The following is a 22,744-nucleotide window of genomic DNA, read 5'->3' as shown; positions in this document are numbered from 1 at the left end:
GTTGGTTGCGGGGGCCGGATTTGAACCGACGACCTTCGGGTTATGAGCCCGACGAGCTACCAGGCTGCTCCACCCCGCGTCCGATGCGGGCACTATACTCGGGATAAGAGCCGTTGCAAGTTTTTTTATTAAAAATTGTTTGTTTCGTTACTTTTTTGATGGGTTACTCTGCATGTTGGAGTTTTTTTATTCGTTTGTGTCGTTGTTTTGTTAAGTTATTTTTTTATGGTAGGTTTCATTATTTTTATTGGTTTGGTATGGTTTGCCGTTGGATCATGTTGGCAAGTATAGAGAAGACAACAATGAAATACTGGGGTAAGTATCTGCTGTGTGGAACCGTGATTTCACTGTTGGTTGGATGTCATTCTCGCCCAACAGCACAGGGTCAACAATATAGAGATGGTCGTATCGCTCAGGATCTACGGCTGGTTAATCAACCCAATGCTCAGGGTAAGCCCGTTAATGCAAAGGATTTTTCAGAGCAGGTTGCTCTGATTAATCAGGTTGCTCCTCGTTTGTATCATCGTAATAGCTTAACTTTTGATGCCGTTCAAAACTGGATGTTAGCGGGCGGTGAAACCAGTAAGTTGAATCTGTTTAATTTACGCGCTTACCAGATGGAAGGTGTCGATAATTACGGTAACGTCCAATTTACCGGCTACTATACGCCAGTGTTGCAAGCTCGCCGCGTTAAACAGGGGGAGTTTAAATATCCTCTGTATCGGATGCCGCCTAAGAGTAAATATCGCTTACCAAGCCGAACTGAAATATATAATGGCGCTCTTAGCCCCAGTTTGATTATTGGTTATAGTCGTTCACTGATTGATAATTATATTATGGAGGTACAGGGGAGCGGTTATGTCGATTTTGGTGATAGTGAGCCACTGACTTTTTTGGGTTATGCCGGTAAGAATGGGCATATTTACCGGAGCATTGGCAAGTTGCTGATTGAGCGTGGAGAAATCGCGCCAGAAGATATCTCTATACTAGCGATTCGTAAATGGACGGAATCTCACAGTGAGGCAGAAGTTCGTGAATTGTTGGAGCAGAATCCATCGTTTGTTTTCTTTAAACCTGAGAATTTTGCGCCGGTACGGGGGGCAAGTGGTGTTCCTTTAATTGCAAAAGCCTCTGTAGCTGCTGATAAAAGGCTCATTCCACCAGGAACAACTCTGTTGGTAGAGATTCCTTTGTTGGATAAAGAGGGTAAATTTACCGGTCAGTACCAAATGCGCCTGATGGTTGCATTAGATGTTGGTGGAGCAATAAAAGGCCATCATTTCGATATCTATCATGGTATTGGCGATGTGGCAGGCATAAAAGCAGGTTTCTATAACCACTACGGTCGGGTGTGGGTGTTAAAAAAAGCGCAGTCTACCATGCTGATGGTAAGTCAGTGATTGCTATTCAAAAATTTTATAACAGGTTTTCAGGGTTGATATTCAGTAATGCAAACTTCTCTTTCTAATGCATATATGCAGCGCTTTGCCGGGACTGCCCGTTTATATGGACAAAAAGCGCTTTCTTTGTTTTGCCATTCTCATGTTTGTGTTGTGGGTATCGGTGGCGTTGGTTCTTGGGCGGCTGAGGCTCTGGCTCGTACAGGAATCGGTGCGATCACTTTGATTGATATGGATGATGTTTGTATCACTAATACCAATCGCCAATTGCACGCTTTAAAACAGCATATTGGGCAACCAAAAACCGAAGTAGTCGCAGAACGGATTCTGGCAATTAATCCAGAGTGCAAAGTGACTTGTGTTGATGATTTTCTCACACCCGATAATGTTGAAGAGATGATGGCTGCTGGATTCAGTTATGTGATTGATGCTATCGATAGTGTCAGGCCAAAAGCGGCGCTGTTGGCTTATTGCCGTCGCCATAAAATTCCGCTGGTTGCAACCGGAGGCGCAGGTGGGCAACTTGATCCGACACAGATTCAAGTTGTTGATTTGGCGAAAACGGTTCAGGACCCTTTAGCGGCTAAACTGCGCGAAAGGCTGAAATCCGATTATCGTGTTGTGAAGAATGGTAAAGGTAAATTGGGCATTGATTGCGTGTTTTCAACTGAGCAATTGGTTTATCCGCAGAGTGATGGCTCTGTTTGCGCCGCGAAAAGTACCGCGGAAGGCACTAAGCGTATGGATTGTGCTTCTGGTTTTGGCGCCGCAACGATGGTCACGGCGACATTTGGGTTTGTTGCGGTTTCCCATGCCCTAAAAAAGATGGTTGCTAAGGCGCAACGTCAAGGTGATCTTTGATATAAGATTTTGCGGCGTTTTGCACGGTATTAATCAGCGACTTGACGCCATTCAACCGTGAGCCGCTTATCTGTTGTTCCAGTCCAAGTTGATGGAATAGCGCCAACAGGTTGGTTGCCAAAACTTGTTCCGGTGTTTTTCCTTCTACGGCAGTCAGGATCACTGCTAGCAGACCTTTTACAATGCGGCCTTCGCTGTCGCCATAAAAATGCAAATGGCTATCTGGCAGTAATTGGTGCCCTAACCAAACCCGGTTTTCACAGCCGGACATTTCGGTATCTTGCTGTTTTAAGTTTTCAGGCAGTGCGGGCAGTTTCTTTGCCAGTAAGATTAACTGGCGATAACGATCTTCCCATTGGCGACATTGGTTAAAGGTTTCAATGAGCTGTTGTTGACTGATTTCCCGGCCAAATGGGTGTGGTGCAATCCGGTTTTTAGCGGTTTGAGTCATAATGTCATTCATCCTGTAATTCATTCATCCTGTAATAGAGAAAGGCCAAATTTTACTGCTTGAATTAAAGCATCGGCGTCCTGCCGGTTGTTGTAAGGCATAAAAGAGGCGCGCAAACAGCCGTTGATACCTAAAGCTTCGATCAGGGGTTGAGCGCAGTGCTGACCGGAGCGTAAGGCAATATTTTGTTCTGCCAGAATAGCTGCCAGATCACTGTGATGAATGTCGGTAAAATTAAAAGCCAATAAGCTAGAACCGGCAATACGATAGCTGATAAATCCGGGTAAAGCGGAGAGTTGTTCTTCGGTATAATCGGCAAGTGTGACCGCATGGGTTTCGGCTTTGGCAATATCAATATCTTTCAACCATTCCAGCGTGGCAGAAAAACCGAGAATACCTGCGACATTCGGTGTGCCTGCTTCAAACCGGAAAGGTACCGCTTCTGGTATAAAACTGCTGAATGAAGTGTGGGAGAGCATTTTCCCGCCGCCTTGCCAGGGAGACATGGCATTAAGTAACTCACTTTTGCCATAAAGTACACCAACGCCGTTCGCGCTGTAGAGTTTGTGAGCGGAGAATGCGTAGAAATCGATATCTAATTGTTGGACATCAATGGGATTGTGAACAACGCCTTGTGCGCCATCGACAACGACCAGACAACCGTGTCGGTGTGCTATTTCTGTTATTGCAGCGAGATCAACTGTTCCGCCAGTCACATTGGACATTTGGCTGATTGCTATCAGTCGACTATGTTTGTTTAGCAGTTCAGGCAGGGTGTTGATATCAGGCAATTTGCTATTGCCTAGAGGCCATTTAATAACCTTGGCGCCGATTTGTTCTGCCAACATTAACCAAGGGATCAGATTGGAATGGTGCTCTTGCTCACTTACTATAATTTCATCACCTGGCTGGAGATAATTACGAAAATAGCTTTGAGCAACTAGATTGAGGGATTCCGTTGTTCCTTTTGTCCAGATAATATTCTCAGCTTGTGGAGCGTTGATGAGTTCAGCGACTTGTTGTCGGGCTTGTTCATAGTGGGATGTGATTTCCAGCGCTGTTTGGTGTTGGCTACGATGTACGGTAGCGCTACTGTTCTGATAATAATTTTGTGTCGCCTGTATCATGGCTTGTGGTTTGAGTGCGGTGGCTGCGCTATCCAGAAATACCGTCTGTTTTTGTGTAGAAAATTGTTGTGATGGAAGTTGTTGTAGCGCTGGAAATTGCTGGCGGAACTGTTCTGGTTCGAACTTTTTCATAGATATATTAATTTTGTTTTGGTGGTGATGGTGCTTAACCATTTGTTTCTGGCTGAAAATGGATATACCTGTCATCTTTCAAGTTGCCTCTTTGTTGGCTGCACTCACTCACCCCGGTCACATAGTTATCTATGCTCCCGGGGATTCGCTCCCTTGCCGCCGCGATGCATCTTGAAATCCATAGGGTATAGGTTATTACATTGAATAATATTGCCATGTTCTGGTCTTTATGCCAAAAAAAAGCACCGCAACGGCGGTGCATTAAAAAATCACTATGGACAGACAGGGTAAATGTACAGGAAGTGAAAAAAAACAGTAGCTTAAGCTACAGGGTCTGGTCTCCCAGACAACTTGCAAACACAACATCACAACCACAAAGCCAAAAGTTTCATAGCGTTGAGCTGATTCACTTTTCGTTCCGGCTCAGGAAGTGGCGCCACTATAGGGATTTACTGGAGTATCCTCAATGGACAATTTATAATGATTCGGATTACAAAAACTAATAACTAAATATAAAGAGTTACCGGTATCGCCAACATTACATAAGGGCTCACATGTCCAAACGTTTACCACCACTTAATGCGTTGCGGGTTTTTGATGCCGCGGCGCGTCATTTAAGTTTTACTAAGGCGGCAGAAGAATTATTTGTGACGCAGGCCGCAGTTAGCCATCAGATGAAAAGTCTGGAGGATTTTCTTGGGTTGAAATTGTTTCGTCGTCGCAATCGCTCACTATTGTTGACTGAAGAAGGTCAAAGTTACTATTTGGACATTAAAGAGATATTCACGGCGATAAATGAAGCAACACGTAAACTTCAAGCCAGAAGTGCCAAAGGGGCTTTGACGGTTAGCCTCTCACCTAGCTTTGCTATCCAGTGGTTGGTTCCAAGGCTATCCAGCTTTAATTTAGCTTATCCGGGCATTGATGTCAGAATACAGGCGGTAGACAGAGAAGAAGATAAGCTTGCTGATGATGTTGATGTTGCCATATTTTATGGCCGTGGAAATTGGCCGGGGTTACGTACTGATCGTCTTTACGCAGAATATTTGCTTCCCGTTTGTTCTCCTTCGTTACTGACTGGAGATAATCCTTTGAAAACCCCCGCAGATTTGGCGCGTCATACGTTGTTACATGACTCTTCTCGTCGTGACTGGCAAGCGTATGTGCGTCAGCTTGATATGCAGCAGCAGATAAACGTTCAGCAAGGGCCAATATTTAGCCACAGTGCAATGGTGATCCAAGCCGCTGTTCATGGGCAGGGTATCGCACTGGCAAATAATGTCATGGCTCGGACTGAAATTGATGCGGGGCGCTTAGTTTGCCCATTTAATGATGTGTTAGTGAGTAAGAATGCATTTTACCTTGTTTGTCATGATAGTCAGGCTGAATTGGGGAAAATTGCCGCATTCAGACAATGGGTTTTGGCGCAGGCAGCCAGTGAGCAGGAGAAATTGGGCTTTATTACCAATGAGTAAGAACGGAATAAGGCATTCGAGCTGTAATAGCTCTCAAAGAGAATATGAGAAAGGGAGATAACAGTGAATAGTCGTCTAATGCTTATCTTTGCTGGTTTCAGTGGTTTTTTCTATGTGGCGTTTGGTGCTGTAGGGTCACATTTATTATCTCCGATGATGGAAAAATATCAGATAAGTTGGATTGATCTCGGTCTGCAATATCAGGGGATTCACACTCTGGCAATGATGGCGATGTCTGCCATGCTAATGCGTAAAGTTGTGCTCTGGTTTTACTGGAGCGGCGTCTTTTTTGCAGTAGGTATTTTGTTGTTTAGCGGCAGTCTCTATTGTATGGCCTTATTGCAGGTTAAATTTTTCACTTACATTACGCCAGTTGGAGGATTTAGCTTTCTTATCGGCTGGTTTTTAGTATTAATTGGCGCTTTGCGTCTAAGGAAATCGGCGCTTCGCCATGAATAAAATTGCTTTATATTGCCGCCCTGGTTTTGAAAAAGAGTGTGCGGCAGAAATCACTGATAAAGCGGGACAAAAAGAGATTTACGGTTTTGCCCGGGTGAAAGATAACAGCGGCTATGTCCTGTTTGAGTGTTATCAACATGAAGATGCTGATCGGCTGATTCGTGAGATCCCATTTCGCGAGCTGATTTTTGCCCGTCAGATGCTGGTTGTGGGTGAATTGTTGCGAGATTTGCCTCCTGAAGATCGGATAAGCCCGATTATCGGTATGCTGCATGGCGTCATTGAACGTGCGGGCGATCTCCGGGTTGAGGTACCTGATACTAATGAAAGTAAAGAGTTATTAAAATTCTGCCGAAAATTTACTGTTCCGTTGCGTAATGTTATGCGGCAGGAAAAGATCTTGCTGATTCGGGAAAATGTTAACCGCCCGGTAATACACGTTTTCTTTATTGCTCCGGGTTGCTGTTATGTGGGTTATTCTTACAGTAACAATAACTCGCCATTTTATATGGGTATTCCTCGGTTGAAATTTCCTTCGGATGCGCCAAGTCGTTCAACATTAAAACTGGAAGAAGCGTTTCATGTTTTTATCCCATATGACGAATGGGAAGAGCGATTAGCTAGCGGTTTATATGCGGTTGATTTAGGTGCATGTCCAGGTGGTTGGACTTACCAACTGGTGAAACGTAGTATGATGGTGCATGCGGTAGATAATGGTTCAATGTCGCAAAGTTTGATGGATACGGGGCAGGTTAAACACCACAAAGTTGATGGTTTTAAGTTTGAGCCTTCGGCAAAAAATATTTATTGGCTGGTATGCGACATGGTGGAAAAACCAGCAAAAGTGACGGGGCTAATGGCGGATTGGTTGGTTAATGGTTGGTGCCGGGAGGCTATTTTTAATCTTAAATTACCGATGAAAAAGCGTTATGAAGAAGTTGCTCATAATTTGCAAAAAATGAACTTGCAATTAAAAGAGGGGGGAATAAATGCACAAATTCAGGCAAAACACCTTTATCATGACAGAGAAGAAATAACTGTGCATGTTCGTCGTATTTGGTCTGCTTATGCAGCTAGCCGGAATGATTACTAATTCACGGTTGTTGATCATCATTCTGGGATAAATCGATAACATAAGAATTCCTAAAACGCCTCGGTTATATTCTGAGGCGTTTTTTCCAATATTGAATGACATTGTTGCATTTTATCTCTCATGACTGTTTGGAGTAAAGTGAATGTATTAGCAGGATTTAATCTATTTTTTCAGCTAAGAGAGTATCACATAATACGCTATTATGAGGTGGTGATGGTTTAATATGACAATGAATATTGTATGATTTATATCTTAAAATTTTTGATTTTTTTATTCTACTTAAGTTAAATAGTAAAATAAATATATTGTTATAATCATTTTGTTAAATCATAAATTAATGTTAAGTAATTTAATAAAATAATATTGTAAAATGGAAAATAATGGAGTGGATTGTCTTTTAATTAATGTTTTAAGTGTGGAGTTTAATTTTCATATTAAGTTGAAATAATGTTTTCATTATATGAAATTAAATTGCCGTTTTAGGCTTAATGTGTTTTTTAGTTAATTATTTATGTTGATATTATTATTTTGTGTGTTAAAAAACTACAAATGTAATTTAATTATATTGGAGAGAAATGTTTTAGAATAAAGTAGATATTAACTGCTCTATGATATATATTTTTATTGATTTAATTAAGTTGCTATTAATTTTTTTAATAATATATAGCTGTTTACTGGTTTAGAGCCTTTTCATATGCGCCATATCGTTCAATATTTCATTCGAAGGCGGTCGATTATTCTGGTTTTGTCTATTCATATAACGGTTTGGGATAATTTCTGATTAAAATTATCAATAATAATGATATAAATTTTTTAAAGTTTACTTCATAGATAGTTAAATAAATAGATAATTAATTCATAATAAAATACCATTAAGAAATTAGCGGTATTTTTTTCGTCTTAAATAGTTATGTTATATAAAACAATCGCTTATTTGTTTTATGTTATTTTTATCACGTTTATATTAAAAAAATATGTTAATTGCTTTTTACATAATTAACTTTAATGTTACGTTTATGTGAAAGGGATTTTAGTTGTTAATTTGTATGACCAAGGGCGGTCTGTGGTTTTCAGGTTTTATTGACTTGTATTTAATAAAATAAAAAGATTTTTATATCTAAGTCCTGAATTTATGGAGAAATATATGTCTTTAAAGAAGAAAATTTCATACTCGGAAGACAAAGACGTTAGCGGTTCAGAGAAAGCAAATGAGTTGCTGAAATGGTTACAGGCTTATATACCAGGTAAAGATTCTAATATTGTTGTTGAACATGAGCCCAGTAAAGATGCTGCTAAAGAATTAATCCGGGGTGATTATCGTTGGGGGCATAAGGACGACGATAAATCTAAAGCTTTCCAATTAAAGTATACTTTTCTGGAGAGTGAGCCGGATGATATGCCGTGGCATATTTCTAAATTTTCAGCATTTAATGAAGAACAAAGAGCTGCTGCGAAACTGTCAATACAATCTTGGGCAGATGTGGCTAATATCAATTTCGTTGAAACCACTGATGCCAAAGAGGCAAATATCACCTTCGGGTTCTTTGATGTTAGTTTGACGGGGAGTTATGCGTTTGCTTATCTGCCAAAGCCAGAGAAGACGCAGTTAGGGACTTGGTATAACGCCAAAAGCCGTACTTTCTCAAACAATGATATTGATGTGAATGGCTATGGCCGTCAAACGTTTACTCATGAAATTGGACATACTCTGGGGTTACAACATCCGGCTGATTATAACGCGTCTGATAAGGTAAGCCCAACTTATAAGAACAGCGCTACTTATTTTGAAGATAGCCGTGCTTATACCGTCATGAGTTATTTCAGTGAGAAAAATACGGGTCAGGACTTTAAAGGTATTTATTCTTCTGCGCCATTACTTAACGATATTTCTGCCATTCAGGCGGTATATGGCGCGAATAATACAATCCGTGCTGATGACACCGTATATGGCTTTAATTCCAACACAGATCGTGACTTCTATACCGCAAAAGATGAGAACAGCAAACTGTTGTTCACCGCTTGGGATACAGGCGGCAATGATACGTTTGATTTCTCTGGTTTTACTCAGGATCAACGCATCAATCTGAATGAAGCCTCTTTCTCTGATGTCGGTGGACTGAAAGGTAACGTCTCTATTGCCCGTGGGGTCACGATTGAAAATGCGATTGGCGGCAGTGGTAATGATGTTTTGATCGGGAATGATGCCGCCAATACTCTGAAAGGTGGAGCGGGTGATGACATCATTTACGGTGGCTTGGGAGCAGATAATCTTTGGGGCGGGGAAGGCAAAGATACCTTTGTCTACCTGAGCGCCAAGGAATCACCGCCGCTTGAGCGTGATTGGATTCATGACTTTGTTTCAGGTGAAGACAAGATTGATGTGTCATTGTTCGATCTGGGTGAAGCCGGGAAGGGGGGCGTCAAGTTTGTAAGGGAATTCACGGGTGAAGTCGGAGAAGCGGTGCTTCGTTATAACACGGTTGATAAGGTGAATGATTTCGCCATTAATTTGGGCGGTGAATTTTCCTACGATGATTTTTGGGTGAAGATTGTCGGAGAGCCAATATTAGAGTCTGATTTCATTCTTGCATAACACAACAACACAACCGCATCTGATTTGGATGCGGTTATTTGTTTGGAGGCGGCATGGTTTTTGCAGCTTGGTATCTGAAATTTGCATTCATTGTTGCTCTTGCATTCAGCATTATCGGAGGAAGTATGGCAAGTAGTCTTGTTCTCCCACACGCCAGTGAATTGAAAGGCGTATGGCGACTGTCGGATAAACGTCAACAATGTGATGTGTCATTGACTGACCAACCCTTACCGGAGGGATCAATTTGGTCACTTAATGGTGATGACGATTGTTTGGCTTATATGTTTGGTGAAGTGCCTGCCGGTTGGCGGCCGACTCCTGATGGCCTCACAATTACTGATGAACAGGGTAGTGGTTTGGCTTTCTTTGCTAATGAGCCGGATGGCTGGTTTGCCCGCTTTGCCAGTGGTCGGGAATTAATGATGAAGCCCAATAAGACTAATAAGAAAAATGAATAAAGAGGAAAACATTAACATCAGATAGTTATATTTTTAAAAAAATAAAAATAAGGAAATAGTGTGAAATTACTGCTCCCGAAGGATGAAATTACTGATGTCATTCGTGCTCGTAGCCGGGTATTTTGGGCTATCGGGTTGTTCACTGCCTTTATTAACCTGCTGATGTTAGTTCCGTCTGTTTATATGTTGCAGGTTTATGACAGAGTATTGCCGTCGGGCAATGAAATCACTTTGCTGATGTTAACTCTGATTACCCTCGGCATGTTTGCCATGATGGGAATGCTGGAATATATCCGTAGCATGATTGTCATCCGTATTGGTAGTCAGCTTGATATGAAGCTGAATAATCGAGTTTACACCGCATCTTATGAATCAAATCTGAAAAATGGCACCACTGATGCCGGTCAGATGCTCAATGACTTGGCAAATATCCGCCAGTTTCTGACGGGTAACGCCTTGTTTGCCTTCTTTGATGCCCCTTGGTTTCCAATCTATCTGCTGGTCATTTTCCTTTTTAACCCTTGGCTTGGTCTGTTATCACTGGGAGGCGCGCTGGTATTGATTGTCTTGGCTGTGCTGAATCAGTGGCTATCAAGTCAGCCGTTATCCGAAGCCAGTAAACTCTCTCTACGTTCAGCGAGTCTTGCCAGCACCAATTTACGTAATGCCGAAGTCATAGAAGCGTTAGGTATGTTACCGGTGCTCCGCCGGAGATGGTTTGGATTACATGAGCGTTTCCTGGATTTCCAGCGCATTGCCAGTGAGCGGGCTTCGGTGATTAATTCAGTCACTAAAACAGTGCGTTTGGCCTTGCAGTCACTGATCCTCGGATTAGGAGGCTGGTTAGCGATTGGTGGGCATATTACGCCGGGCATGATGATTGCGGCTTCAATTTTGATGGGACGCGCGCTTTCACCGATAGAACAACTGATCCAAGCCTGGAAAGGCTGGAGTGGTGCTCGTTTGTCATGGCAACGGTTAACCAATTTGTTGGAACAACAACCGGAACGCAAACCGGGCATGTCATTGCCTGCGCCAAAAGGAAATTTGGCTGTGGATAAGGTTTCCGCTGCGCCTCCGGGAAGAAACAGTAAGGTTGTGTTAGAGGATATTAGCTTTTCGTTGGATGCCGGTGATGTGATGGGATTAATTGGCCCCAGTGCGTCTGGCAAATCGACTCTTGCCCGGTTGCTGGTGGGGATATGGCCCGCACAAGAAGGCGTCGTTCGTCTGGATAATGCAGATATTTATCAGTGGAACAAAGATGAATTGGGTTCCTCAATCGGCTATTTACCGCAAGATATTGAGCTATTTGGCGGCACCATTGCTGAGAATATTGCTCGTTTTAATGAGGTAGAACCAGAGAAGGTGGTGCAAGCGGCAAAGAAAGCGGGCGTTCATGAACTGATATTGGCCCTTGATAAGGGTTATGACACCGTAATTGGCGCCGGCGGCGTTGGATTATCTGGCGGGCAGAAACAGCGAATTGGCCTTGCTCGCGCACTATATGACGATCCGTCATTGGTGGTGTTGGATGAACCTAATTCCAGCTTGGATGAGGCAGGAGAAAGAGCATTGAATGAGGCGATTTCTCAGCTTAAAGCACAAGGAAAAACGGTGATTGTCATTACTCACCGCACCTCATTGCTATCACAGACAAACAAAATACTGTTACTGGTTCAGGGGAAAATGAAGATGTTCGGTCCATCTCAGCAGGTGATGGCCGCTTTATCACAAAGAAATAATAGTCAGGAACATTCTGCGACCAAGGCAGTCGCGCAGGCATCATAGGTAAATGTGCATTTAATTATAATAATATCAAATAGCTGAGACGGAGATTTCTGTCCGGGAGTGGATATGTCTGATCAGATTACGCCGGTAAGAGATGAAAAAGGATTATTGCCTTTGGAAGAAAGGCATTTTTTACGACTAGGATGGTTAGTGATTGGTGTGGGGATCTTGGGATTTCTCATTTGGGCAGCATTAGCGCCGTTGGATAAAGGGGTGGCGTCTTCGGGTGTGGTGGTTGTGGATGGTAATCGTAAAACAGTTCAGGCCCCGGCAAGCGGTATTATCAACCAGATTAAGGTTGTTGAGGGAGAAACAATAAAAGCGGGTCAGACACTCGTCCAGCTCAGTCAGGTACAGGCAAAAGCACAGGTCGATGCGATTCAGGATCAACTGTATACCACGCTGGCGACGGAAGCCCGTTTGTTAGCCGAGCAGCATGGTGATGAAGTGTTAATTTTCCCGGACATATTACAGCAATTACAATCTGAACCGCGGGTGAATGAGATAATCGAACTGCAAAAACAACTTTTTAAATCACGTCGTGAAGTATTGAGAAGCGACTTGGAAGGGCTTGAACAGTCTGTCGAAGGAATAAATTTCCAAATTAAAGGGCTGAAATCTTCTCTTCTCAGTAAGAGCATGCAGCAGGCGGCGCTTAAGGAGCAGATAACAAATCTAAAATCTTTAGCGGATGAGGGCTATTTTCCGCGTAATCGTTATCTGGAACTTTTGCGTGAACAGGCTGAACTCAACAGCAGCACGGCGGAAATGGCAGGACGAGCTGGTCAGCTTGAAAAACAGTTACAGGAAACACAGCAGCGTATTATTCAGCGTAAAGCAGACTATCAGCGGGAAGTGCGCACGCAATTAGCGGAGGTGCAGGTTTCCGCCAGTGAATATAGAAATAAGTTGGATACCGCACAGTTTGAACTGACTCATACTTCAATTGTCGCGCCGGTTGACGGTACTGTTGTGGGGTTGAATGTTTTTACCCAGGGTGGGGTTGTTGCTCCCGGCGAAAAACTGATGGAAATTCTGCCGACCCAAGTGGCGCTTGAAGTAGACGCTCGTGTCGCGGTTAATTTGGCGGATAAAATTAGTAAAGGGTTGAATGTGGATCTGATGTTCACCGCTTTTAACCAGAATCGGACGCCAAAAGTTGAAGGAAAAGTTGCCGTGATTTCCGCGGATAGGTTGGTCGATCCAGTCACCAGTCAACCTTATTATCAGATGAGAGTGGTCGTCTCTCCTGAGGGAATGGAAAAATTAAAAGGGTTGGATATCAGGCCAGGGATGCCGGTTGAGGTGTTTGTCAAAACGGGTTCCCGCTCTCTGTTAAGTTATCTGTTTAAGCCATTGTGGGATCGGGCTTCAACATCGTTGATAGAGGAGTGATTATGAAATTGAATAATGCTTCTTTATCCATTGGTTTGCTGATTCTTTTTAGCGTCAGTTTGTTCTCTTTTCCTACATGGGCATTGAGTTTGACTGAAGCCTATGCGCTGGCGTTAGAAAATGATCCCACTTTTCTCGCTGCCGTGAAAGAGCGGGAAGGCGGTGAAGAGTATGAAAAGCTCGGCAGGGCAGAACTGTTCCCTAAGGTAATGATGTCTTATCAGAATTCACCACGGAATTGGCAACATATGGAGTCTGTTGGCTATGACTTCTGGGGCAGGAAAACAACTAGCAGCCGGGATCGCCAATATAACAGTTATAACGCGGCTATTGTGTTGACACAGCCATTGATCGATTTTGAGATATGGGCTCGTTATAAAGCCAGCCAGGCTCACACTTTGATGAGCAATGAGCGTTTCCGGGCAAATTTTCAGCAACTGGCTGTTCGGGTCGTGAATGCTTACGTGGATGTGGCTTATGCACAGGATCAGATAGATTTAGTGATAAGGCAGAAAATGGCTTATGAAAAGCAACTGGAACTAAATAAGAAATTGTTTACTTCTGGTGAAGGGACACGTACTGATGTGGTGGAAACGCAATCCCGTTACAGTCAGGCGATTGCCGATGAGATAGCGGCTAAAGATGATTTGGATGCGGCAATCCGAAGTTTACAGCTCATTGTGGGCGTTCCTCTCCCTGTTGATTTGCCTGTACAACGGCTATCAGATAAAAAGCGTTTCCAGATATTGAGGTTGTTGCCTGAGCGTTATGAGGCGTGGGAAAAATTGGCATTGGCTAACAACCCGGTTTTGGCTGCTTCTCGTCAGGAAGTGCAAGCCGCGTACCATGAGGTACAGCGTAACCGGGCAGGTTATTTACCTAAGCTGGAGTTCTACGCTTCCCATTCTGAAAACGAATCCAGTAGCGATAATACCATAGATCAAAAATATCGAACCGATACCATTGGCTTGCGGATGAGCATGAATATCTATAATGGCGGCGCGACGTCTGCTTCTGTACGTCAGGCGGCGGCCAACTATGGCAGGACTAAATATGATCTTGACGCTCAGGCAGGAGAAATCCTCAATGCGTTACGTCGCAATTATAATCAGTACTTAAATAGTGAAAAACGGATTAGTGCTTATGAAATGGCGGTTGAATCAGCTAGCTTGCAGGTAGACGCGACCAGTAAAAGTGTTGCGCTTGGGCAGCGGGTCAATGTGGATGTCTTGAATGCTGAACAGCAGTTATATACTGCTCGACGTGATCTCTCACAAGCAAAATATAATTATATTAAATCTTGGATCGGCCTGCTTAATGAGGCCGGAGAATTAAAAGGCGAACACCTGGATAAGATAGCTAAGTATTTTCGTTAGGTTAATGTTGTCAGCCGGAGTTGTTGCAGATTACCATTTAAAGCCAGATCGGTACGTAATGATGCGACTTCCCGGCTGATAAACGCCATTTCTTTATTGGATTCTAGTTTATTGCGCCATTTATCGGGTTGTTGGTCGAGGTTCTGGAACAGATTATCCAGTGTACCGGCCTGTTGCAGTAAAGTGGCGGCGGTCTTAGGCCCGATCCCCTGAATCCCTGGAATTTTACTGCTGTTTATCCCTGCCAATCCCCAATAATCAGGTAGTTGCTCTGGTAAAACGCCAAATTCTTGCTGAACAAATGGCATATCCAACCAGCGTTTTTGAAAGTAGTCACGGATACGGATATTGGGTGAAAGTAGCTGACAATAGCCTTTATCAGTAGAAACAATCGTCACGTTGTGACCGGCAGAAGTCACTTTTACCGCCAGTGTCGCCGCCAGATCGTCAGCTTCGTGTCCCTCGGCATGCCAGCAGGCGACGCCTTGTTGCTCAAATGATGCTCTGATTTGCGGCATTTCTTGTTGCAGATTGTCAGGCATGGGCGAACGGCCGGCTTTGTAGTCCGGTAATATTTGGTGACGCCAACTGTGACTGCGATTCTCTTCATCGAATACTGCTACGGCATGTGTGGGATGAGTATGTTGGATAAGCTGCCTTAGCGCATGTTCACAGGCAGGAATGCATGGGCTGCCCTGCACAGCATGAATGCGTCGGATAAGGTTAAGGGCGTCAACAATAAGAAGGTGTATCATATGGAATCACTTTAAATGGCATAATGCTCCATCCGTGGAGCGCGGATATTTTTTTCAGGTAATTTTATTTGATAATTTCGTAGCAAGGTTCGTAGGCAGTACCTCCCGGTAGTTTCATTCGATGCTGTTCCACAAAGTCTTTCAGTAGCTTATCCATACGGCGCATTATTTTAGCATCCCCGTGGATTTTGAATGGACCCTGTTTTTCAATCGCTTGAATACCCACCTCTTTCACATTACCGGCAACAATCCCGGAAAAAGCCCGGCGCAGTGATGTGGCTAGTTTTTCAGGCGGTTGATCAGGATAGAGATTAAGATTAGCCATGTTTTCATGGGACGGCTCAAACGGCTGTTGCAAATCATAATTGATCTTCATTGACCAATTAAAACTATATGCGTCACCGGTACTGTGGCGGCTATCTCTCACTAATGGCATCGCTTCTTTCATTATTCTGGCAACTTCGGGCGCATTATCAATGATGATGTGATAGTAGCGTCGCATATCTTCGCCCAATGTATGAACAATAAATTCGTCCAGAACTTGGAAATAGTCTTCACTCTCCTTTGGTCCAGTAAGAATTAATGGCAGTACTTGCTCCTGATTTTCCGGGTTCATTAGAATGCCTAGCAAATAAAGTAATTCTTCCGCTGTACCGACACCACCAGGGAAAATAACGATACCATGAGCGATACGGACAAAAGCTTCCAGACGCTTTTCTATGTCTGGCATGATAATTAGCTCATTCACTAATGGATTTGGTGGTTCAGCCGCGATGATTGAAGGTTCGGTGATACCAATAAAACGACTATTTTTATAATTCTGTTGGGCATGACCGACAGCCGCGCCTTTCATCGGTGCTTCCATTGCGCCGGGGCCACAGCCAGTACAGATATTCAGTCCACGTAACCCAAGTTGATTACCGACTTTACGGCCATATTGATACTCTTGCTTACTAATTGAGTGGCCACCCCAACAGACGATCATGTTGAGATCTTCATCGGTATGCAGCGCTCTGGCATGGCGCAGAATAGAGAATATTCTGTTGGTGATATGCGCGCTATTCTCTGAATCGGAATAATCCTGTTGTTCTGGATCGGTAATCTGTGTATGGACAAACAAGATATCCCGCAGCACTGCGAATAGGTTAGCTTGTAGTGAATGAATAATTTTTCCATCAACGAATGCGTCTTCTGGGGGATCTATCAGTTCCAGTTTTACTCCACGCTCACGGCGCAGTACGTTAATTTCAAAATCGGTGTATTTAGAGAGCAGCTCTTTACTATTATCGGTTTGGCTACCTGAATTGAGTACGGCCAGTGAGCAATTACGGAACAGGCGATACAGATCACTTTTTGCGGTACTCTTTAGCATATCTACTTCAAGTTGAGATAATAAATCCATTGAGCCGAGTGGGTTGATATGTGTGATCAAGAATGACTCCTTGTATACCGTGTATGGATTACATATCAATAGCACTAAACTGAATGTATTACATACCCTATTTCAGCTTATTTTTCAGAAATTGCGCTTAGGAAAACAGATTTGAAGCAGATTTATTGACGTGCCAGTCTGCCTATAGCTGGAATAAAGCTTGCACTATTTGTGCGCCACGGGTTGATATCTAATCCCCCACGACGGGTATAACGAGCGTAGACTGAAAGCTTTTCTGGTGCACATAGTTGTTGTAAATCGTTGAAGATACGCTCGACACATTGTTCGTGAAACTCATTGTGATGCCGGAATGATATTAGGTAGCGTAACAATGCTTCCCGATTGATTTTTGCTCCTTTGTAGTGAATCTGGACAGATCCCCAGTCAGGTTGATGGGTGATCAGGCAATTAGATTTCAGTAGATGGCTAACCAAAACTTCTTCTACCAGCGGGCCTTGTGCCGCGTCTTGCAGATAATGACGATTGAAATCATATTCAGTCACTTCAATATCCTGATCGTCAATACATTCACCTGTAAAAGCGGAGATTGGCTGGTTATTGAAGTGATCTAAATGATGAAGAGTCACTTCCACCTTGCCTTCAGCACAAGCAGACAGATCGCGCTGTAGTGTTTCTTCAACGACTTGCCAGTTTTCAAAGCGAGTTTGGTTAAAACTGTTCAGATAGAGCTTAAAACTTTTAGATTCAATCAGGTTTTTACTTGTTGCATTTAAGCTAACATGCCCGACAGCAACTTGTGGCAAACCACGGCTATTCAGCCATGACAGCTCATATAGTGTCCAGATATCAGCGCCATGAAACGGCAAATTATCAGGGAAAATTTCCAGCGGTTCACGGTTCATGTTGCGCGGTACAGCTTGCAATAAGCTGGCATCATATTGGTCACGATATAAAGTGGTTTTACCCAGTGTAAGTTGTTCAAGAGCTTGGTGATCCCGATATAACGACATGTTATTCCTCAAAATCTGATAGTAGTGATGGCTTAAGTTTAGCAAGTTAGGGCGTTTGTCTGAATTTTATTTGTTCGCTCAGTTCATTATCTTTGGTTTACTATAAAATTGCTAAGTACACCCTAACAGTTACCGGTTGAAAATAATATGATTTCTAATGTTACAGAAGCGTTGTCTAATTTTACCCGTTGTTATGTTGATTTGTGGCAAAAGGAAACTGGAGCCCCTCCTGCCAGCCGTGAACTTTATGGTGTACCATCACCTTGTATTACCCAGACTGGTGACGACATGGTTTATTGGCTTCCACAGCCTTTTCCCTTAGAGGATAAGCTGAATAACGTCGAAGTTGCACTGGATATTCAATTACAACCGGCAATTCATGATTTTTATACATCACAATTGGCCGGTGATATGACGGTCATGTTTGAAGGTCAGCGGTTTAGTTTGATTCAGGTCTGGAGTGAAGACGACTTTATCCGTTTACAGGAAAATCTGATAGGACATTTGGTGACGCAGAAGCGGCTGAAACTGTCGCCAACGGCGTTTATTGCGACGATGGAATCGGATGATATGGGGATGATTTCTCTGTGTAATTTGACCGGTGAAGTGATCTTGGAACAATTTGGCAGCCATAAACGAACGCGGTTATTTACCGACTTAATTGGGTTTCTTGGTGCAATTGAGCCCGTCTTTATTCGTTGGGTATAACGACTTGTAATTGAAAACCGCTCGACCTGCAATCAACAGCGGTTTTCAGTTCACATTAAGTGACCCTCACCGAGCCTCCAACCCAGAATAAATGGCAATAAATCTACATTATTTGCCTCAGTCTGCATCCCATCCCGACCAACCTGGATTATTTAAGGACGTCGTAGATCGATTTTTCATTCAGGAAATTGGAGGCCAGTCCTGAAGCCGGTGAAAATGGACTCCCCTTTACTGAAGAAAAGTTGGCGTTATTTGTGCCATGAGAAACCTGGCGCTCCCTTTTATTGCTTTCGGTAATTAAAGTATAAGAATTACTATGCATTTTTGTATACAGGTCTGCATTGCTTTCCATGGCTTTATGGAGCTCCAGTAGCTGCGCATCATCCAAATTAAGCTTTTTATCCAGATTGCATCCCCATCTTGTCAAGCATACTTCGGCAAAATGACGAACAATCATTCCTGGCTCATACAAAACTTTACCACTGCTGATCCCATCAAGGGATGCGTTACCGACAAGTGTGGCGTGCCGGCCGGGCATTGGATAAATATGTACAGCCGTTGATTTATCCGTTTCCGGGATCACGCAAGAAAAACCTTTTGAACGTTCATCCCTTGCATAAAATGCCACGTATTCTCTGACGTTCTTTCCTAAAGAAACCCTTTCTCGTTGGAAATTCCCTAGGCCAGGTACTGGTTCTATTACAAAAATATTCACCGGGATCGCTTCTAAGTCAGGATCTTCAAGCATCGAATTGGCGAGCATATGGCAACTTATTCCTCCCCGACTCCAGCCTATAAGGTTGACCTGTGTTGGAAGTATTCCGTCCTTACGAAAAGTTTTAATAATTTGCTGCTGTAGTTGTTGCTGAGTAACTTTTCGTTTGCCATAGTCATAGTGTCGCCAGAAAAAGGAACCTGTGACTTCAACATCCTGAATTGGAACTCCCGATTCTCTGAGCTTATTATATTGTTGTTCAGTTAACTTTTCGCGTTGCCAGCCGAAACTACCTTTCATAATATGGGCGGCATGCTTGACATTTTCTTCCCAGCCGTAGCCGAGTGTTTTGCCTGCCCAATCGTAATGTTCCCCGCTTTTTTCCCAAAGTTCATCATCCTGAAGGTTGCCGCTACCTGGGCCATTGATGATTAACCATTCGGCAAACTCGCGTCCCAAGTTATGGGACGCCAGAGTGGAAACCAATTCCCCGTTCCAATAATTAGGGTTTGAATCATCAAACTTGGTGGCTGCTGTCCCGCAGAAATAAATCGTCATTACTGTCATAATAACCTCTGTTGTCTTATCTGTGTGTCAGACTCTGCCTGGTAAAGCGTCTCCCCGGCGGGATATAAAGCTTAATCGAAATTATTTCTGCACAGCGGGCGACCATTTGGCAGAATGGTTGTTAAGTGAAAACCATGTTGTTAAGTGAAAACCATATAGTTTATTGCCGCCCTTTTTCCCGGCCCGCAATATCTACAAATGAAAACTTATATCGACTCGAAAATAATCGACTTTAAGGCATGCTTATTCTAGGGAATTAATGTCCTTTAAAATGGGCACTGGGATTTTTTCCTCTGTGTATAAGGTGGAAAATAATTAACCAGAGTAAAATATATTTTGATTTTAAATTATTAGGGACTTACAACATGATTAATGCCAATTGTTTTTTCTATTATTTTATTTACCTATTATATTAATAGGCTGCGATGAAATTTTTAATAACATTAATATTTTTATTTAAAAATTCAATAAACTAACCTTTGCTCATCTAATTAAATTTTAAGTTGACTATTGATGATAAGTTTTATCCTGAATTCTTAAAAAGATATTACTATTTTTATCTGTCATGTCATTAATTAAGTATAGCTAAAGATCTATTTATTTCCACTAAATTTTAAGATTATTTAATAACATCCTATTAACCTTCATGTTGAGATATGGAAAGCCAATAAAGTTATTTGGTTTTCAAAATAAAGTTAGTGAATCATTGTTCTATTTACATCGATAATAAATATAAACAGGATAATATTATGTCATGCTTATTATTATTATTTTTAATAGAATTAACCATCCTAACAATCGTCATATTTAGGTGTATTCGCAATTAATCTTGGAATTATTTTAGTATTGATGGTTTATTAGACGCAGGGCCGACTCGGCATCCTCACCGTAAATGCAGAGGTATTCCTGATAAGCCGTGCCGCTCCGATCATCCATCCCACTGAACAGCATCAAGGTAGGTTAGCCTTTATCCGGATCAATCCACTCCAGTACATCAATGTGTTTCAGATCGGAAGGTGACATATCAAACTGCCAGTGACCCAGTGTTGCGGGTTGACGGTCTATCGTGATGAGCGTGATTCTTTATCTACAAAATAGTGGCTTACTGGATGGCGTATGGGGAGTTGTACAACGGTAAACACACCTCACTTACGCTCTGACACGGGATTCATTTTCTGCGAGGCCACAACAGGTTATAGATTTCATTTTCAGTTATTGTGGGTTGAAAAACACGATAAATGCAGGTTGCTACATTAATGCCCGGATTTTTAACTCTACATTTGTGAGATATCTCTTACACTTCATGTAAGAGATATCATTGTTTACTTTTGTGAGTTTCACATTAGTTTATTATTTTCATTTTATTTCAATAGGCTATAAATAATCACAGATTTTATTCCTTATCCTCACTTACTGGTTCCATTATGTGTAGCTTGTTTCATCGAACAAATTAATTCATGCTGTCCTCAGCAGGAAAGGAATCATTACGCACAATTTCTCAAGGATAGATAAGTGATGATGGTCAGGATGACACAATGCATAACAGGATCGTATGCAACATAAATAAAATGATGGGTAAGGGATAACCAACAGGGACAATTTGTCAAGGAGTGAGCAGGGAGCATATTATTAGCGGGACTGCTATAAAATCAACTTAAGGGGAGCGCTTGTTCGCTCCCTTCTCTTATTTGGTGAGCAAGCAAATTTTCAGCTTAAGGGATATCGATGGTATTCTTGCGAACTTGGTTGTTTTGAGTAAAAACTGAGTCAGGCTGAAAATATGAGTACTGAAAAACAAATTCTGCATAAATTACAGTTAATTGAAGAAGCCATGAGGGAAATTGACCTGTGGCAGAGCCATCCGCCTAAACCGAAAGCTTTCGAAAGTGTTGAGCCATTTTCCATTGATACGATGTTAGCTGAAGAGTGGTTACAGTGGGTATTGATTCCGAGAATGTATACATTATTGGAGCAGGGATTGGCGTTGCCTACGGCATTTGCTATCGCGCCTTACTTTGAGGAATCTTATAAAGAAGATACTACCGAGCGTTACCAGCGACTGCTTGAACATCTTCGTGAGTTGGACCGCTTATTTATACAGGATAACGTCTGATATGTTGGAAGTGTTATATCAGGATGATTATATTGTGGCAGTTAACAAGCCTGCGGGATGGTTAGTTCATCGTAGTTGGTTGGCGCGTCACGAAACTCTCTTTGTCATGCAGACATTACGTGATCAGATTGGTCAGCATGTTTTCCCGGTACACCGTCTGGATAGACCAACGTCAGGCGTATTGCTGATGGCGCTTTCCAGCGATGTTGCCCGTCAGCTTTCCCAACAGTTTGAACATCACCAGTTACAAAAAACTTATCATGCCGTCGTGCGCGGTTATGTGTTGGAATCCGCTATTATTGATTACGCTCTGGTTGAGGAACTGGATAAGATCGCGGATAAATTTGCACAGGGTGAGAAAGAGGCTCAGTCCAGTGTGACTTATTACCGGCCGCTGGCAACGGTAGAGTGTCCGGTAGAAATAGGTCGTTATCCAACATCACGTTTTAGTTTGTTGGAATTGACACCGAAAACAGGCCGAAAACATCAATTAAGACGCCATATGGCACATATTCGTCACCCAATTATTGGTGATACGACACATGGTGATTTACGGCAAAACAGAGGGGTTGCCGCTCATTATCAAACCAGTCGGTTGATGCTTCATGCCAGTTGTCTTGAGTTGGATCACCCTGTTACGGGTGAAAAATTATCGCTTACGGCAAAATGGGATGCGTCATGGCAGCATTTAATACAACAATTTGGCTGGCAAGGTATTATCTCGGATTTAGAGTATGATGGAGTGAGTAAGGTAGAAAATTTCATCTATTAGGATATCTTTGAAGAATACCCATTGCCTTTATCTCTTAGTTGAGATGATTAAGAGATAAAGGCAAGATTTAGATATTATTAATAAAGGTTGCTAATATATT

General features: G+C 42.6%; 19 protein-coding genes, 1 tRNA gene and 1 pseudogene. 13 read left to right on the top strand and 8 right to left on the bottom strand.

All coding sequences use genetic code 11. The annotated features are described in order from the left end of the window. Nucleotides 1–2 precede the first annotated feature (2 nt). Nucleotides 3–79: transfer RNA gene (locus tag Phpb_RS21000), tRNA-Met, on the bottom strand. Nucleotides 80–302: 223 nt separating this feature from the next. Between Phpb_RS21000 and mltA the strand changes: the two genes are divergently transcribed. After that, complete coding sequence (gene mltA, locus Phpb_RS20995) at nucleotides 303–1,400, top strand: murein transglycosylase A (RefSeq protein ID WP_065392065.1); 1,098 nt, start codon at nucleotides 303–305, stop codon at nucleotides 1,398–1,400. A 48-nt stretch (nucleotides 1,401–1,448) separates the two neighbouring features. After that, the gene (gene tcdA, locus Phpb_RS20990) at nucleotides 1,449–2,261 is read left to right on the top strand and encodes a tRNA cyclic N6-threonylcarbamoyladenosine(37) synthase TcdA (RefSeq protein WP_065392064.1); all 813 of its coding nucleotides are present in this window, start codon (nucleotides 1,449–1,451) and stop codon (nucleotides 2,259–2,261) included. Here tcdA and csdE read toward each other — a convergent pair. Beyond that, complete coding sequence (gene csdE / locus Phpb_RS20985; RefSeq protein WP_065392073.1) at nucleotides 2,233–2,712, bottom strand: cysteine desulfurase sulfur acceptor subunit CsdE; 480 nt, start codon at nucleotides 2,710–2,712, stop codon at nucleotides 2,233–2,235. The two genes, tcdA and csdE, sit on opposite strands and share 29 nt — an antisense overlap. A gap of 20 nt (nucleotides 2,713–2,732) precedes the next feature. Beyond that, nucleotides 2,733–3,971 (bottom strand): cysteine desulfurase CsdA, encoded by a 1,239-nt coding sequence (csdA, locus tag Phpb_RS20980; protein WP_065392072.1) that lies wholly within the window; start codon nucleotides 3,969–3,971, stop codon nucleotides 2,733–2,735. Between the two features lie 554 nt (nucleotides 3,972–4,525). On the opposite strand from csdA, the gene Phpb_RS20975 reads away from it, so the two are divergent. From Phpb_RS20975 to Phpb_RS20940, 8 genes are all read left to right on the top strand, one after another. Further along, nucleotides 4,526–5,446 carry a transcriptional regulator GcvA gene (locus Phpb_RS20975; protein ID WP_046394375.1) on the top strand — a complete coding sequence of 307 codons (921 nt, stop codon included), beginning with the start codon at nucleotides 4,526–4,528 and terminating at the stop codon, nucleotides 5,444–5,446. 63 nt (nucleotides 5,447–5,509) lie between these two features. After that, entirely contained in the window at nucleotides 5,510–5,905 is a 396-nt protein-coding gene (locus Phpb_RS20970) for a DUF423 domain-containing protein (protein ID WP_036781562.1), read from the top strand. After that, nucleotides 5,898–6,998 carry a 23S rRNA (cytidine(2498)-2'-O)-methyltransferase RlmM gene (rlmM, locus tag Phpb_RS20965; protein ID WP_065392063.1) on the top strand — a complete coding sequence of 367 codons (1,101 nt, stop codon included), beginning with the start codon at nucleotides 5,898–5,900 and terminating at the stop codon, nucleotides 6,996–6,998. Before Phpb_RS20970 ends, rlmM begins: the two co-directional genes overlap by 8 nt. 1,132 nt (nucleotides 6,999–8,130) lie before the next feature. Continuing rightward, entirely contained in the window at nucleotides 8,131–9,591 is a 1,461-nt protein-coding gene (gene prtA, locus Phpb_RS20960; protein WP_276204285.1) for a serralysin, read from the top strand. Between the two features lie 53 nt (nucleotides 9,592–9,644). After that, the gene (locus tag Phpb_RS20955) at nucleotides 9,645–10,049 is read left to right on the top strand and encodes a protease inhibitor Inh/omp19 family protein (RefSeq protein WP_082302655.1); all 405 of its coding nucleotides are present in this window, start codon (nucleotides 9,645–9,647) and stop codon (nucleotides 10,047–10,049) included. Nucleotides 10,050–10,109: 60 nt separating this feature from the next. Then, nucleotides 10,110–11,840: a type I secretion system permease/ATPase gene (locus Phpb_RS20950; RefSeq protein ID WP_065392061.1), complete on the top strand. Its 1,731-nt coding sequence runs from the start codon at nucleotides 10,110–10,112 to the stop codon at nucleotides 11,838–11,840. 66 nt (nucleotides 11,841–11,906) lie between these two features. Beyond that, on the top strand, nucleotides 11,907–13,235 hold the full coding sequence (locus tag Phpb_RS20945) for an HlyD family type I secretion periplasmic adaptor subunit (protein WP_065392060.1): 1,329 nt from the start codon (nucleotides 11,907–11,909) through the stop codon (nucleotides 13,233–13,235). 2 nt (nucleotides 13,236–13,237) lie between these two features. Beyond that, the gene (locus Phpb_RS20940; protein WP_065392059.1) at nucleotides 13,238–14,611 is read left to right on the top strand and encodes a TolC family outer membrane protein; all 1,374 of its coding nucleotides are present in this window, start codon (nucleotides 13,238–13,240) and stop codon (nucleotides 14,609–14,611) included. Here Phpb_RS20940 and xni read toward each other — a convergent pair. The 3 genes from xni to queF all read right to left on the bottom strand — a co-directional run bounded on the left by xni (nucleotide 14,608) and on the right by queF (nucleotide 17,769). Next, the gene (gene xni, locus Phpb_RS20935) at nucleotides 14,608–15,366 is read right to left on the bottom strand and encodes a flap endonuclease Xni (protein ID WP_065392058.1); all 759 of its coding nucleotides are present in this window, start codon (nucleotides 15,364–15,366) and stop codon (nucleotides 14,608–14,610) included. The genes Phpb_RS20940 and xni overlap by 4 nt on opposite strands. 64 nt (nucleotides 15,367–15,430) lie before the next feature. Further along, nucleotides 15,431–16,798: a nucleotide 5'-monophosphate nucleosidase PpnN gene (gene ppnN, locus Phpb_RS20930; RefSeq protein ID WP_065392057.1), complete on the bottom strand. Its 1,368-nt coding sequence runs from the start codon at nucleotides 16,796–16,798 to the stop codon at nucleotides 15,431–15,433. Nucleotides 16,799–16,920: 122 nt separating this feature from the next. Continuing rightward, complete coding sequence (gene queF / locus Phpb_RS20925; protein ID WP_065392056.1) at nucleotides 16,921–17,769, bottom strand: NADPH-dependent 7-cyano-7-deazaguanine reductase QueF; 849 nt, start codon at nucleotides 17,767–17,769, stop codon at nucleotides 16,921–16,923. Between the two features lie 147 nt (nucleotides 17,770–17,916). On the opposite strand from queF, the gene syd reads away from it, so the two are divergent. Continuing rightward, nucleotides 17,917–18,477 carry a SecY-interacting protein gene (gene syd / locus Phpb_RS20920; protein ID WP_065392055.1) on the top strand — a complete coding sequence of 187 codons (561 nt, stop codon included), beginning with the start codon at nucleotides 17,917–17,919 and terminating at the stop codon, nucleotides 18,475–18,477. A 148-nt stretch (nucleotides 18,478–18,625) separates the two neighbouring features. On the opposite strand, the gene Phpb_RS20915 is transcribed toward syd, so the two are convergent. Both Phpb_RS20915 and Phpb_RS24190 read right to left on the bottom strand, forming a co-directional pair. Further along, nucleotides 18,626–19,759 (bottom strand): hypothetical protein, encoded by a 1,134-nt coding sequence (locus tag Phpb_RS20915; protein ID WP_065392054.1) that lies wholly within the window; start codon nucleotides 19,757–19,759, stop codon nucleotides 18,626–18,628. An 855-nt stretch (nucleotides 19,760–20,614) separates the two neighbouring features. Beyond that, nucleotides 20,615–20,794: pseudogene (locus tag Phpb_RS24190) on the bottom strand (IS481 family transposase); the annotation flags it as partial. Nucleotides 20,795–21,539: 745 nt separating this feature from the next. Between Phpb_RS24190 and Phpb_RS20910 the strand changes: the two are divergent. Further along, nucleotides 21,540–21,872, top strand: a complete 333-nt coding sequence (locus Phpb_RS20910; RefSeq protein ID WP_065392053.1) for a YqcC family protein — start codon at nucleotides 21,540–21,542, stop codon at nucleotides 21,870–21,872. Between the two features lies 1 nt (nucleotide 21,873). Further along, nucleotides 21,874–22,644 (top strand): tRNA pseudouridine(65) synthase TruC, encoded by a 771-nt coding sequence (gene truC / locus Phpb_RS20905; RefSeq protein WP_065392052.1) that lies wholly within the window; start codon nucleotides 21,874–21,876, stop codon nucleotides 22,642–22,644. The last annotated feature ends 100 nt before the right edge of the window (nucleotides 22,645–22,744 follow it).

Source organism: Photorhabdus namnaonensis (assembly GCF_001684335.1).
Taxonomy (GTDB): domain Bacteria; phylum Pseudomonadota; class Gammaproteobacteria; order Enterobacterales; family Enterobacteriaceae; genus Photorhabdus; species Photorhabdus namnaonensis.
The sequence above is the reverse complement of the archived record's forward strand: the minus strand, read 5'-3'. Positions and strand labels throughout refer to the sequence as shown.

Coding starts and splice junctions, on each gene's coding strand:
- mltA (WP_065392065.1), top strand. CDS start 303: ATGAAATACTGGGGTAAGTATCTGCTGTGTGGAACCGTGATTTCACTG.
- tcdA (WP_065392064.1), top strand. CDS start 1,449: ATGCAAACTTCTCTTTCTAATGCATATATGCAGCGCTTTGCCGGGACT.
- csdE (WP_065392073.1), bottom strand. CDS start 2,712: ATGACTCAAACCGCTAAAAACCGGATTGCACCACACCCATTTGGCCGG.
- csdA (WP_065392072.1), bottom strand. CDS start 3,971: ATGAAAAAGTTCGAACCAGAACAGTTCCGCCAGCAATTTCCAGCGCTA.
- Phpb_RS20975 (WP_046394375.1), top strand. CDS start 4,526: ATGTCCAAACGTTTACCACCACTTAATGCGTTGCGGGTTTTTGATGCC.
- rlmM (WP_065392063.1), top strand. CDS start 5,898: ATGAATAAAATTGCTTTATATTGCCGCCCTGGTTTTGAAAAAGAGTGT.
- prtA (WP_276204285.1), top strand. CDS start 8,131: ATGGAGAAATATATGTCTTTAAAGAAGAAAATTTCATACTCGGAAGAC.
- Phpb_RS20955 (WP_082302655.1), top strand. CDS start 9,645: ATGGTTTTTGCAGCTTGGTATCTGAAATTTGCATTCATTGTTGCTCTT.
- Phpb_RS20945 (WP_065392060.1), top strand. CDS start 11,907: ATGTCTGATCAGATTACGCCGGTAAGAGATGAAAAAGGATTATTGCCT.
- Phpb_RS20940 (WP_065392059.1), top strand. CDS start 13,238: ATGAAATTGAATAATGCTTCTTTATCCATTGGTTTGCTGATTCTTTTT.
- xni (WP_065392058.1), bottom strand. CDS start 15,366: ATGATACACCTTCTTATTGTTGACGCCCTTAACCTTATCCGACGCATT.
- queF (WP_065392056.1), bottom strand. CDS start 17,769: ATGTCGTTATATCGGGATCACCAAGCTCTTGAACAACTTACACTGGGT.
- syd (WP_065392055.1), top strand. CDS start 17,917: ATGATTTCTAATGTTACAGAAGCGTTGTCTAATTTTACCCGTTGTTAT.
- Phpb_RS20915 (WP_065392054.1), bottom strand. CDS start 19,759: ATGACAGTAATGACGATTTATTTCTGCGGGACAGCAGCCACCAAGTTT.
- Phpb_RS20910 (WP_065392053.1), top strand. CDS start 21,540: ATGAGTACTGAAAAACAAATTCTGCATAAATTACAGTTAATTGAAGAA.
- truC (WP_065392052.1), top strand. CDS start 21,874: ATGTTGGAAGTGTTATATCAGGATGATTATATTGTGGCAGTTAACAAG.